This is a genomic window from Achromobacter insolitus, assembly GCF_002209555.1.
GTDB classification, from domain to species: Bacteria; Pseudomonadota; Gammaproteobacteria; order Burkholderiales; family Burkholderiaceae_B; genus Achromobacter; species Achromobacter insolitus.
Genome location: NZ_NJIF01000009.1, coordinates 27,613 through 40,418, shown reverse-complemented (window position 1 = coordinate 40,418; position 12,806 = coordinate 27,613). Strand labels below are relative to the sequence as shown.

Here is a 12,806-nt window from a genome sequence, read left to right as displayed (position 1 = left end):
TCGTCAGGCCCGGCCTGGAGCTTCGGGTTGCCGAGCGGCGGCGCGTAAGGCGGCGCGTAAGGCGGCGCTTAACGGCCGCCGGCAGGCGTCACGGGCACTTGGGCGCTGCGGCCTTGGCCAGTTCGTCGATCGGGTCCAGATCCGGCTGGCGGGTCAGGTTGTAGTTGAGATTGGGCGTCTGGCCGTCGATGGAGCGCACGCGCAGCACGTTGTTGGCCGCAACCACGAACTCCGCGCGGCCATTGCCCTTGCTGTCCATCAGGATGACGCGCGGCGGGCGCTCGTCGGTGGCGTCCCAGCAGCCTTGCTCGGTGACGGGCGGACCTTTCTTGGGGTCATCTTCCAGATAGGCCACTCGGCCGCGCCAGCGACCATTGGGCGCCAGAGTCAGTGTCACGCGCTGCGCCGTGCACTGCATGGCGGGCGAGAAGCACGGCAGGGTGCCCATGTAGGTCTGCGGTTGCGGCACTAGGTTCTGCACGGCGGCGTTGGGGGCAGCCGGGCTGGCGACGGGGGCGCTCGCCGCCGATGCCGAGGTGGCGGTATGTTCGGTTTCCGCAGGAACGGCCTGGCCGTCTTCGGTGGTCTGGCCACCGGCGGCAGCCTGGGCGGCCTGGTTCTGTTGCTTGCGCGGAGCGTCGGGCTTGAGCGCGATCTGCACCTGCGACGGCGCGCGGATGACGCTGCGGTAGCCCGCGCCCGAACCCTGGTACTGCGCGTCGGTCACGGTGCTTTCGGCAGGCGGGTCGTAATAGCCTTCGGTTTTCTGTTGGGCACAGCCAGCCGCGCCCAATGCGGTGCCTGCGAGCAGCAGCCCCATGACGCTGAGTTTGCGGGAGCGGGTACCGAGTTCTACGCGCGCGGTCATGGCAGCTTATCCGTGTGGTGAGTCTGTCTCCGATTTTACGCACTTATGCGAAGATTCGATACGTTCCCCTTAGCCGCTCTTGGGTATCGTCAACACTTTATGCACTATTTACGACACGGCCGCTGCCGACCCGCGCCACGCTCCGCCGCCCGCCCTGGTGGCGGCGGCGTTGCGGCCGTGCGCCACGCGGGCGGATGACGGTGATGCGGCATGTCTTCGATCTGCCCCTGAGCGCGTTCATCGGCCTGGCGGCGCTGGCGGGCCTGTTCGTCGGCAACTGGCTGACGGTGCTGACGCACCGGCTGCCACGCATGATGGAACAGGAATGGCAGGCACACTGCCAGGACGCCGCAGGCAAGCCGCCGTCCGATATCCGCTATGGCTTGTGGTCGCCGGCCTCGCACTGTCTCGCCTGCGACAGCCCGGTGGTCGGCTGGCGACGGCTGCCATTGCTGGGATGGTTATTGTTGCGGGGCCGCTGTGGCGCTTGCGGCGCGGCCATCGGATGGCGTTACCCGGCCATCGAGTTGCTGACCTGCGCGCTATTCGCCGCATGCGCCTGGAGGTTCGGCGCGACTCCGCTCGCTGTGTCCGCCATGGGGCTCTCGGCCGTGTTGGTGGCGCTGGCCTGGATCGACTTCGAATCCACGCTGCTGCCCGATGTGCTGACGCAGCCGTTGCTTTGGGCCGGATTGCTGGTCAATTTGTTCGATGCCTACACCAGCTTGCAGATGGCGGTGGTGGGGGCCGTGGCGGGCTACGTCTTCCTCTGGGTTATCTTTCATGTATTCCGCCTGCTGACGGGGCGTGAGGGCATGGGCTATGGCGACTTCAAGTTGCTGGCGGCGCTGGGCGCATGGTTCGGCGTGGAAGCCCTGCCGACGCTATTGCTGAGCGCATCGCTGTTGGGCGTGTTGATCGGCGGCGCGCTGACGTTAAGCGGCCGCGCCCGTCGCGGACAGCCACTGCCCTTCGGCCCCTATCTGGCACTGGCGGGCGTCGTGACGCTGCTGGCAGGCGGCGAGCAGGGGCTCGGGCGGTTTTTGCAGTAGGGCGGTTCATGCCCTGCATGGGATGGTCGGTATGTTGAAAATAGGTCTGACGGGCGGCATCGGTTCGGGCAAGTCCCGGGTGGCGGACATGCTCGCGGAGTGGGGCGCCACGTTGGTCGATACCGACGAGATCGCGCGTGCGCTGACCGCTGCTGGCGGGGCCGCCATGCCTGCGATCGAACGTGAGTTCGGATCCCGTGCCTTGACGCCCGATGGCGCGCTGGACCGCGGGTGGATGCGCGAGCAGGCATTCACGGATCCGCAGGTGCGCCAGCGCCTGGAGGCCGTGCTGCATCCGGTCATTGGGCAGGAGACCGAGCGCCAGGCTGCCGCGGCGCGGGGCGCCTACCTGGTCTTCGTGGTGCCGCTGCTGGTGGAGTCGCTGCCGCGCTGGCGTGCGCGCCTGGACCGCATCTGCGTGGTGGACTGCGACCCGGACACTCAGGTGGCGCGGGTGCAGCAGCGCAGCGGGCTGACGGAGCCAGCCATCAGGCGTATCATGGCAGCACAGGCTGCGCGGACAAGCCGTCTGGAAGTTGCCGACGACGTCATCATCAATGACGGCGACACGACGCCAGAACAATTGCGCGCGCAGGCGAAGACCCTGCATGACCGCTGGCTGGCGCTGGCGAGCACGACGGGCCGACCTGCCCAAGACCAGGCCGGCACCCCTGAATAATATTGGCCCGCCGGCCAAACACAGATGGGCCTGTAAAAAAGCGTGATTGTTTACGAATACCCCTTCAATGAGCGCATCCGCGCTTATCTGCGGCTGGAGTACCTGTTCGACAGGCTGTTCTTCTTTGCTCGCGAGGGGGACTCGCGGCAGCATCAGGTTGCCGTCACCTCCCTGTTCGATCTGCTTGACGCCTGCGAACGCACCGACGTCAAAGGCGCGGTCCTGCAAGACCTGGAGCGCCAGCGCCTGGCGCTGGTTGGGCTGCGCGATCATCCCGGCGTGGCGCAGGATGCGCTTGAAGCGATGCTGCGCGAAATGGAAAAAGTGACCACGGCATTGGCCGCGCCGGGCAAGACCGGCCAGTCCCTGCGTGAAAACGAATGGTTGACCAGCCTGCGAGGCCGCCTGTCCGTGCCCGGCAGCGCCACGCAGGTGGACATGCCCTCGTACTTTGCGTGGCAGAACAAATCGGAAGCCGCCCGCTGCGCGGATCTGCAGGCCTGGGTGGCGCCCTTTATTCCCCTGTATGACGGCCTGACCCTGGCCTTGCGCCTGTTGCGCGAATCCGGCCGCAAGGCCGACATCGTGGGCGAGCAGGGCGCTTACCAGCAGATGCTGGGCGGCAAGCAATACCAGTTGCTGCGGGTGTGGCTGGACCCCAGCCAGGGCGTATTTCCAGAGATCAGCGCCAATAAGTACATGATCTGGATACGTTTTTCTACGCAGGACGGCGAATTCAAACCCCAGCAGGTCGCGCGCGACGTCCCCTTCCAGATGACGCTCTGCAGCTCCTGACAGCGGCGCGGCGGGCCTCCTTGCCTTAAGGCAGGGCCGCTTAGGGCAGGGCCGCTTAGGGCAGGGCCGCTTAGGGCAGGGCCGCGTAAGGCAGGGCTACTTAAGGCAGGGCTACTTAAGGCAGGGCCGCTTAGGGCAGGGCCACTTAAGGCAGGGCCGCTTAAGGCAGGCCCGGCGGGTCACCGCGCCAGGCAGCCCTGCGGCGCGTAGCCGCCGCCGGAGGCGCCTGACGGAAGTGGCCGGGCAGCCGCCCGCGCGTTTCGCTCGGCCAGATTCCTGTTGCTCCCAGTTTCAACTCGGCCTCGCGGCGCTGGAAACCGGGACTGTCTGGTAGACAATACGGCTTTCTCCGCCCGTGCCGGAACTGTTCCATGCCTGATAGCCGTCCCGTATCTCCGCCCACCCGTTGGACCCGCCGCCGCCTTGTCGGGCTGGCGCTGGTATTGCTAGTTGCGGCGGGCATCGCCTGGCTGGTGCTGCGGCCCGCGGCCAAGCCGGGCGGCGCAGGCGGGCCCGGGGGGCGGCCAGGGGGCAGGCCTGCGGCGGGAGCCGTGATGAATCCCGCGGTGCCGGTGCGCATCGCCACCGCCACCAAGCAGGACATCGACATCTACCTGAAGTCGCTGGGCACGGTCACCGCCTACAACACCGTCACCGTGCGCAGCCGGGTCAGCGGCGAACTGGTGGAAGTGGCCTTCCAGGAAGGCCAGCGGGTCAAGGCCGGCGACCTGCTGGCGCAGGTGGATCCGCGGGCGTTCCAGGTGGCGCTGGATCAGGCCCGCGGCACGCAGATGCAGAACCTGGCGCAGCTGGAGAACGCCCGTCGCGACTTGCAACGCTACCAGGCGCTGTACAAGCAGGACTCGATCGCCAAGCAGCAGGTCGATACGCAGGCGGCGTTGGTGCGTCAGTATGAAGGCACGGTCAAGAGCGACCAGGCCAATGTGGACAATGCCCGGTTGCAGCTGGACTACGCGCGGATCACCGCGCCGATCAGCGGCCGCCTGGGTCTGCGCCAGGTCGACCGCGGCAATCTGGTGTCCAGCTCGGACACGAACGGCCTGGTGGTCATTACGCAGACCCAGCCGATTTCCGTGGTGTTCACGCTGCCCGAAACCCAATTGCCCGAGGTGCGCGCCGAGATCGCGGCCGGCAAGACCCTGGCCGTGGACGCCTATGACCGCGCGGACACCCGGCGCATTGCGACGGGTCAGCTGGAAACGATGGACAACCAGATCGACGTGACCACCGGCACCCTGAAGCTGAAGGCGCGCTTCGAGAACGCGGATGATGCGCTCTTCCCGAACCAGTTCGTCAACGTGCGCCTGCACGTGCTCACGCGCAAGGACGTGACCGCGATTCCCACCGCCGCCATCCAGCAGGGCTCGGCGGGCGCCTTCGTATTCCTGGTGCAACAGGACAACACCGTGCAGGTGCGGCAGGTGAAGCTGGGCGCGGTCAACAACGGCATGGTGGCCGTCAATGAGGGCCTGCAGCCGGGTGACCGCGTGGTCGTCGAAGGCACCGATCGCCTGCGTGCCGGCGCCAAGGTCGAGGTGGTGGGCGGCTCGGACGTGATCCCCGCCACCCGCGACAAGACCCTGGGCGCGGGCGCCCCGGCCGGCACCACGCCGCCGTCCAAGTAAGCCGGTACACGCCGTGAGCCCGTCGCGCCTCTTCATTCTGCGTCCGGTGGCCACCACGCTGTCCATGGTGGCCATCCTGATCGCCGGTTTCATCGCCTACCGGTTGCTGCCCGTTTCGGCCCTGCCGGAAGTGGACTATCCGACGATCCAGGTGGTGACGCTGTACCCGGGCGCCAGTCCCGATGTGATGACTTCGTTGGTGACCTCGCCCCTGGAGCGGCAGTTCGGGCAGATGCCGGGCCTGAACCAGATGTCGTCCACCAGTTCGGGCGGCGCGTCGGTCATCACGCTGCAGTTCAACCTGACTTTGCCGCTGGACGTGGCCGAGCAGCAGGTACAGGCGGCGATCAACGCGGCCTCGAACCTGCTGCCCAGCGACCTGCCGGTGCCGCCCACGTACAACAAGGTCAATCCCGCTGACGCAGCGGTGCTGACGCTGGCGATCACTTCGCCCACCATGCCATTACCGCAGGTGCGCGACCTGGTGGATACGCGGATTGCCCAGAAACTGTCGCAGATTCCTGGCGTGGGCCTGGTCAGCGTGGCGGGCGGCCAGCGGCCGGCCGTGCGCGTGCAGGTGAACCCGCAGGCCCTGGCGGCCAACGGCCTGTCCTTGTCGGATCTGCGCACCGCCATCGTAGGCGCCAACGTCAACCAGCCCAAGGGCAATCTGGATGGGCCGCAGCGGTCCACCACCATCAACGCCAACGATCAGCTCAAGACGCCCACCGACTACAACGACCTGATCATCGCGTACAAGAACAATGCGCCATTGCGCCTGTCGGACGTGGCGCGCGCGGTCGAGGGCGCGGAAGACACGCGCCAGGCGGCGTGGGCCGGCGACAAGCCCGCCATCCTGCTCAACATCCAGCGCCAGCCTGGCGCCAACGTGATCGATGTGGTCAACCGGATCCAGGCGCTGCTGCCGCAACTGCGCGCCGCCTTGCCGGCGACCCTGGACGTGAGTGTGGTGTCGGACCGCACGCAGACCATCCGCGATTCGGTGGCCGACGTGCAGTTCGAGATGATGCTGGCAGTGGCACTGGTGGTCATGGTGACCTTTGTGTTCCTGCGCAGCCTGACGGCCACATTGATTCCCAGCGTGGTCGTGCCGCTATCGCTGGTCGGCACCTTCGGCATCATGTACCTGGCCGGCTTCTCCATCAACAACCTGACCTTGATGGCGTTGACGATCGCCACCGGCTTCGTGGTGGATGACGCCATCGTCATGATCGAAAACATCGCCCGCCACATCGAGGAGGGCGAGACCCCGCTGCAGGCCGCGCTCAAGGGCGCCTCGCAGATCGGCTTCACGCTGATTTCACTGACCTTTTCTTTGATCGCGGTGCTGATTCCGCTGCTCTTCATGACCGAGGTGGTGGGACGGCTGTTCCGCGAGTTCGCCATCACGCTGGCTGTGTCCATCCTGATATCGCTGGTGGTGTCGCTGACCTTGACGCCGATGATGTGCGCGCGTCTGCTGCGCGCCGAGTCCGAACAGAAACATGGCCGTTTCCATCAGGTGACGGGCGCCTTCATCGACCGCGTGATCGCGGGCTATGACCGCTGGCTGCAAGTGGTGCTGCGCCATCAGCCGTTGACGTTGCTGGTGGCGCTGGCGACCTTTGCCTTGACCGTGCTGCTGTATCTGGTGATTCCGAAGGGGTTCTTTCCGCAGCAGGACACCGGCCTGATCCAGGCGATTACCCAGGCGCCCCAATCAATTTCTTTTCCTGCCATGGCCGAACGCCAGCGCGCGGCCGCCCGCCTGGTGCTGGAAGATCCCGACGTGCAGGCCGTGTCCTCCTTTATCGGGGTAGACGGCAGCAACGCCACGCTCAGCGCCGGACGCATGCAGATCGCGCTAAAGCCGCAGGCCGAACGCAACGGCGACCTGCGCACGGTCATGGCGCGCCTCGCGCAGTCCCTGGACAAGCAGGACGGCCTGACGGTCTATATGCAGCCGGTGCAGGACCTGACCATCGAGGACCGCGTGAGCCGCACGCAGTACCAGATGACCCTGTCCAATCCCGACCTGAAGGTACTGAGCGAGTGGACGCCCAAGCTGGTGAATCGCCTGCGTCAGGTGCCCGGCCTGAAGGACGTGACCGACGACCTGCAGGACGACGGGCTGCAGACCTGGGTCGAGATCGACCGCGACGCCGCGTCGCGCCTGGGCATCACGGCGGCGGTGATCGACGAGGCGCTGTACAACGCCTTTGGCCAGCGGCTGATTTCCACCATCTTCACGCAGTCCAACCAGTACCGCGTGGTGCTGGAGGTCGAACCGCAGTTCCAGGTGACGCCGGCCTCGTTGGGCCAGATCCACGTGCCCACGTCCACCGGCGCGCAGGTGCCGCTGTCGTCCGTTGCCCACATCAGCGAAGGCAAGACGGTGCTGGCCGTGAACCGGCTCGATCAGTTCCCCATGGTGACGGTGTCCTTCAACCTGGCGCCCGGCGCCTCGCTCTCCAGCGCAGTTGTGGACATAGCGGCGGCCGAGGCCGAGATCGGCCTGCCCACCGGCATCGAGACGCGCTTCCAGGGCGCGGCGCTGGCGTTCCAGAATTCGCTGTCCAGCACCCTGTGGCTGATCCTGGCCGCCATCGTGACAATGTACATCGTGCTGGGGGTGCTGTACGAAAGCTACATCCACCCCATTACCATCCTGTCCACGTTGCCATCGGCAGGCGTGGGGGCGCTGCTGGCGCTACTGATCAGCGGCACGGAATTGGACATGATAGGCATCATCGGCATCATCCTGCTGATCGGCATCGTGAAGAAGAACGCCATCATGATGATCGACTTCGCGCTGGACGCGGAGCGCAAGCGGGGTTTGAGCCCGCGCGCGGCGATCCATGAGGCGGCGCTGCTGCGCTTCCGGCCCATCCTCATGACTACGCTGGCCGCCTTGTTCGGCGCGCTGCCGTTGATGCTGTCGACCGGCACGGGCGCCGAACTGCGCCAGCCGTTGGGCCTGGTGATGGTGGGCGGGCTGCTGTTGTCTCAGGTGCTGACTCTGTTCACCACGCCGGTCATCTACCTGATGTTCGACCGCATGTCGCGCCGCTGGCGCGGCGTGGACCAAGCGCCTGCGGGGGATGCGTCATGATTCTGTCGGCACCGTTCATCGTCCGGCCGGTGGCGACCACGCTGCTGAGCCTGGCGGTCGTGCTGGCGGGTCTGCTGTCGTTCTTCCTCTTGCCCGTGGCGCCGTTGCCGCAGGTGGACATCCCTACCATTTCAGTATCCGCCAGCCTCCCGGGCGCCAGTCCTGAGACCATGGCGTCCAGCGTGGCCACGCCGCTGGAGCGATCGCTGGGCAGCATCGCGGGCGTGACGGAAATGACCTCCAGCAGTTCGCAGGGGTCCACCCGCATCACGCTGCAATTCGATCTGTCGCGCGACATCAACGGCGCGGCCCGCGATGTGCAGGCCGCCATCAACGCGGCGCGTTCGTTGCTGCCGACCGGCCTGCGCAGCAATCCCACGTATCACAAGTCCAATCCTTCCGATGCGCCCATCATGACCCTGGCGCTGACGTCCGACACGCTCAGCCAGGGGCAGCTCTACGACATTGCCTCCACCATCGTGGCGCAGAAGCTCTCGCAGGTGGACGGCGTGGGCGAGGTGACGGTGGGCGGCAGTTCCCTGCCGGCGGTGCGCGTGACCGTGCTGCCGGGGGCGCTGGCAAACCGCGGCGTGTCGTTGGACCAGCTGCGTACCACGCTGGCCAATGCCAATGCCAACCGGCCCAAGGGCGTGCTCGAGAACGACCGCTACCACTGGCAGGTGATGGCCAGCGACCAGCTCAGCCGCGCCGAGCAGTACCGGCCGCTGATCGTGGCATGGAAGGACGGCGCGCCGGTGCGCGTATCCGACGTGGCCCGCGTGGAGGATTCGGTCGAAGACCTGTACCAGACCGGCTTCTACAACGATCGCAAGGCGATCCTGATGATCGTCAGGCGCCAGGCCGACGCCAACATCATCGAAACCGTGGATGCCGTGCGCGCCCAGTTGCCGATCTTGCAGGCACTGATGCCCGCGGACGCCAACATGACGGTGGCGCAGGACCGCACCCCCAGCATCCGGGCCTCGCTGCACGAAGCCGAGCTGACGCTGATCATCGCGGTGGGCCTGGTGGTGCTGGTGGTGCTGCTGTTCCTGCGGCGCTGGCGGGCGGCCATCATTCCCAGTGTGGCGGTGCCGGTATCGTTGATCGGCACGTTCTGCATCATGTATCTCAGCGGCTTTACGCTGAACACCATCTCGCTGATGGCGCTGATCGTGGCGACCGGCTTCGTGGTGGATGACGCCATCGTGGTGCTCGAGAACATCATGCGCCATGTGGAGCGCGGCATGTCGCCCATGCGCGCGGCGCTGCGCGGTTCGCGCGAAGTGGGCTTCACCGTGCTGTCCATGAGCCTGTCGCTGGTGGCGGTGTTCATTCCCATCCTGTTGATGGGGGGCGTGGTCGGGCGCTTGTTCCGCGAGTTCGCGGTAACGCTGTCGGCCGCCATCCTGGTGTCGCTGGTGGTGTCGCTGACCCTGACGCCGATGATGTGCGCGCGGCTGCTACGCCAGGAGACGCCCGAGGAAAAGCCGGCGGGTAGGCTGGCGCGCTGGTCCGAGCGCGGTTTCGACGCCATGATGGACGGCTATCGCAGCACCCTGCGCTGGGCGCTGACGCACAACCGTCTGATGATGCTGATACTGGCCGTCGCGGTGGGGCTGAACGTCTACCTGTACACCGTGGTGCCCAAGGGCTTCTTCCCGCAACAGGACACGGGCCAATTGCTGGGCTTTTTCCGCGTGGACCAGGGCACCTCGTTCCAGGCCACCCTGCCCAAGCTGGAGGCCTTGCGCAAAGTAGTGCTGGCGGATCCCGCTGTGCAGAGCATGACGGGCTATGCGGGCGGACGGGGCGGCAGCAACAGCAGTTTCATGCAGATCCAGCTCAAGCCCCTGGGCGAACGCAAGGTTTCGGCGGACGTCGTCATCAACCGCCTGCGCGGCAAGCTGCAGAATATGCCCGGCGCGCGCATGTTCCTGGTGTCGCAGCAGGACATACGGATCGGCGGCCGCCAGAGCCAGGGCTCCTACGATTACACGCTGATGGCGGGCGATCTGCAGCTGCTGCGCACCTGGATGCCTAAAGTGCAGCAGGCGATGGCGCAGATTCCCGAGATCACCGATGTGGACACCGACGTCGAGGACAAGGGCCGCCAGATCAACCTGGTGATCGATCGCGAGGCGGCTACCCGCCTGGGCATCAGCATGTCCACCATATCCACGGTGCTGAACAACTCGTTCAGCCAGCGCCAGGTGTCGGTAATGTACGGGCCGCTGAACCAGTACCACGTGGTGCTGGGCGTGGACCCGAAATTCGCGCAGGACATCGAATCGCTCAGGCAGGTGGAGGTCATTACCGAGGCCGGCGCGCGCGTGCCGCTGTCGGCCTTCACGCGTCTGGAAAACGCCAACGCGCCGTTGAGCGTGCAGCACCTGGGGCTGTTCGTGGCCGACACCATCTCTTTCAGCCTGGCGCCGGGTGTGTCGCTGGGCCAGGCTACCAGCGCGATCGATGCCGCCGTGGCGCGCATCGGCCTGCCGTCGGACCAGATACAGGCGGGTTTCCAGGGCACGGCCGCGGCCTTGCAGCAGACATTGGCGCAGCAGCCCTGGCTGATCCTCGCCGCGCTGGTCACGATGTACATCGTTTTGGGCATCCTGTACGAAAGCTTCGTGCACCCGCTGACCATTCTGTCGACCCTGCCGTCGGCCGGCCTGGGCGCGCTGCTCGCGCTGCTGTTGGTGCGCTACGACTTCACGCTGATTGCCTTGATCGGGGTGTTCCTGCTGATCGGCATCGTCAAAAAGAACGCCATCATGATGGTCGACTTTGCCCTGGATGCGGAGCGCACCCAGGGCATGAGTCCGCGGGACGCCATTTTCCAGGCATGCCTGACGCGTTTTCGTCCCATCATGATGACGACGATGGCCGCCATCTTTGGCGCGTTGCCGCTGGTGCTGGCCACCGGCGCAGGCGTCGAGATGCGCCAGCCGCTAGGCATTACCATCGTCGGCGGCCTGGTCCTGAGCCAGATCCTTACGCTGTACACCACACCCGTGGTCTATCTTTACCTGGACCGCTTCCGCCTCTGGGCCGCGCGCCGGCGCGCGCCCAAGGACGGGTCCTCCGCTTCCATAGAACCCATATGATGCGCGACGCCACGCCAGTCCCGAGCCTCTTTCTTTCCCGCAGCATCGCCGCGGCCGCGCTGTGCGCGCTGCTGGGCGCATGCGCGGTCGGCCCTGATTACGAGCGCCCCGCGCTGGACGTGGGCGCCGCCTACAAGGAGGGCCAGGGGGAGGTCGAGGGCTGGAAGCCTGCCCGGCCGCTGGACCAGGCGGAACGCGGCGAATGGTGGCGCGTGTATGACGACGCGACGCTGAACGATCTGGTGGCGCGCTTGAATGCCTCGAACCAGACCGTTGCCCAGGCCGAGGCCAACTACCGGCAGGCCCTGGGCCTGGTGCGCGGCGCGCGCGCCGGTTTCTTCCCGACGGTGGGCGCGGGCGCGGGCATGACGCGCGCGGGGAGTGGCGGCGGACAAAACGGCTCCTCGTCGTCGTCGGGCAGCAACGTCTCGAACCAGTATTCGCTGACGGGTAGCGTCAGCTGGGAAGTGGACTTGTGGGGCCGGGTGCGGCGCAGCGTGGAATCCTCGGAGGCGAGCGCCGCCGCCAGCCTGGCCGACCTCGGCGCCACGCGCCTGAGCGCGCAGGCCGCGCTGGTGCAGGCTTATCTGCAATTGCGCGTGCTGGATGAGCAGAAGCGCCTGCTGGATGCCACGGTGGCTGCCTACGAAAAATCCCTGCAGCTGACGCAGAACCGCTATGCCGTGGGCGTGGCCGGCCAGGCCGACGTGGCCGTGGCGCGCACGCAGGTGGAAAGCACGCGGGCGCAGTCCATCGACCTGGATTGGCAGCGCGGCCAGCTTGAACACGCCATCGCCGTGTTGATGGGCCAGGCGCCGTCGCAGTTCAGCCTGCCGCCCACGGTGTTTGCCTTGCAATTGCCGCAGATTCCGGTGGGCTTGCCGTCCGAGCTGCTGGAGCGCCGCCCAGACGTGGCGGCGGCCGAGCGCCGCGCTGCGGCCGCCAATGCGCAGATCGGCGTGGCGCAGGCCGCGTGGTTCCCCAGCCTTACGCTGTCCGCGGATGGGGGCTTCCGCAACGGCCAGTTCGCCGAATTGCTGACGGCGCCGGCGCGTTTCTGGTCGCTGGGGCCGGCGCTGGCGCTGACGATATTCGACGGCGGTGCGCGCGAAGCGCAAGTGGAACAGGCCCGCGCATCCTACGACGCGCAGGCGGCCGCCTATCGCCAGACGGCCCTGACCGGGTTGCGCGAGGTCGAGGATTATCTGATCCAGCTGCGTGTCATGGAGAATGAACAGGTGGTGCAGCGCCGCGCACTCGAAGCGGCGCGCGAATCGCTGCGTCTCACCCAGAACCAGTACAAGGCGGGCCTGGTCGATTACCTGAGCGTGGCGGTGGTGGATGCCACGGCGCTCAATAGCGAACGCAATGCGCTGAGCCTGCTGGGCAACCGCTTCGCGGCCAGCGTCAACCTGATCGTGGCCCTGGGTGGCGGCTGGGAAGGACTGCCGCGCGCGGCAGAGCAGGCGCGGGCTGACCAAGCGGCGCCCGCGAGCGCCGCACCGCCCGCGCTGCCCTGACGTTCGGGCGCGCTGGGCGTGGCC

The 12,806-nt window shown here is 66.8% G+C and carries 8 protein-coding genes; 7 read left to right on the top strand and 1 reads right to left on the bottom strand.

All coding sequences use genetic code 11. The annotated features are described in order from the left end of the window. Nucleotides 1-88 precede the first annotated feature (88 nt). Entirely contained in the window at nucleotides 89-868 is a 780-nt protein-coding gene (locus tag CEY08_RS23275; RefSeq protein WP_063641327.1) for a copper resistance protein NlpE N-terminal domain-containing protein, read from the bottom strand. 203 nt (nucleotides 869-1,071) lie between these two features. On the opposite strand from CEY08_RS23275, the gene CEY08_RS23270 reads away from it, so the two are divergent. From CEY08_RS23270 to CEY08_RS23240, 7 genes are all read left to right on the top strand, one after another. Next, entirely contained in the window at nucleotides 1,072-1,920 is an 849-nt protein-coding gene (locus CEY08_RS23270) for a prepilin peptidase (RefSeq protein ID WP_063641557.1), read from the top strand. A gap of 31 nt (nucleotides 1,921-1,951) precedes the next feature. Further along, nucleotides 1,952-2,599, top strand: coding sequence for a dephospho-CoA kinase (gene coaE, locus CEY08_RS23265; RefSeq protein WP_076816498.1), 648 nt, complete (start codon nucleotides 1,952-1,954; stop codon nucleotides 2,597-2,599). 42 nt (nucleotides 2,600-2,641) lie between these two features. Next, on the top strand, nucleotides 2,642-3,394 hold the full coding sequence (gene zapD / locus CEY08_RS23260) for a cell division protein ZapD (protein WP_042796245.1): 753 nt from the start codon (nucleotides 2,642-2,644) through the stop codon (nucleotides 3,392-3,394). A 371-nt stretch (nucleotides 3,395-3,765) separates the two neighbouring features. Beyond that, complete coding sequence (locus tag CEY08_RS23255; protein WP_063641326.1) at nucleotides 3,766-5,040, top strand: MdtA/MuxA family multidrug efflux RND transporter periplasmic adaptor subunit; 1,275 nt, start codon at nucleotides 3,766-3,768, stop codon at nucleotides 5,038-5,040. 13 nt (nucleotides 5,041-5,053) lie between these two features. Next, nucleotides 5,054-8,152 carry an MdtB/MuxB family multidrug efflux RND transporter permease subunit gene (locus tag CEY08_RS23250; RefSeq protein ID WP_076816495.1) on the top strand — a complete coding sequence of 1,033 codons (3,099 nt, stop codon included), beginning with the start codon at nucleotides 5,054-5,056 and terminating at the stop codon, nucleotides 8,150-8,152. Next, nucleotides 8,149-11,262: a multidrug efflux RND transporter permease subunit gene (locus CEY08_RS23245; RefSeq protein WP_076816493.1), complete on the top strand. Its 3,114-nt coding sequence runs from the start codon at nucleotides 8,149-8,151 to the stop codon at nucleotides 11,260-11,262. The genes CEY08_RS23250 and CEY08_RS23245 overlap by 4 nt, the downstream gene beginning before the upstream one ends. After that, on the top strand, nucleotides 11,259-12,782 hold the full coding sequence (locus CEY08_RS23240; protein ID WP_076816490.1) for an efflux transporter outer membrane subunit: 1,524 nt from the start codon (nucleotides 11,259-11,261) through the stop codon (nucleotides 12,780-12,782). Before CEY08_RS23245 ends, CEY08_RS23240 begins: the two co-directional genes overlap by 4 nt. Nucleotides 12,783-12,806 lie beyond the last annotated feature (24 nt).

Excerpts from the sequence above, each read along its gene's own strand:
- CEY08_RS23275 (WP_063641327.1), bottom strand. The coding sequence starts at position 868 with ATGACCGCGCGCGTAGAACTCGGTACCCGCTCCCGCAAACTCAGCGTC.
- CEY08_RS23270 (WP_063641557.1), top strand. The coding sequence starts at position 1,072 with ATGCGGCATGTCTTCGATCTGCCCCTGAGCGCGTTCATCGGCCTGGCG.
- coaE (WP_076816498.1), top strand. The coding sequence starts at position 1,952 with ATGTTGAAAATAGGTCTGACGGGCGGCATCGGTTCGGGCAAGTCCCGG.
- CEY08_RS23255 (WP_063641326.1), top strand. The coding sequence starts at position 3,766 with ATGCCTGATAGCCGTCCCGTATCTCCGCCCACCCGTTGGACCCGCCGC.
- CEY08_RS23245 (WP_076816493.1), top strand. The coding sequence starts at position 8,149 with ATGATTCTGTCGGCACCGTTCATCGTCCGGCCGGTGGCGACCACGCTG.
- CEY08_RS23240 (WP_076816490.1), top strand. The coding sequence starts at position 11,259 with ATGATGCGCGACGCCACGCCAGTCCCGAGCCTCTTTCTTTCCCGCAGC.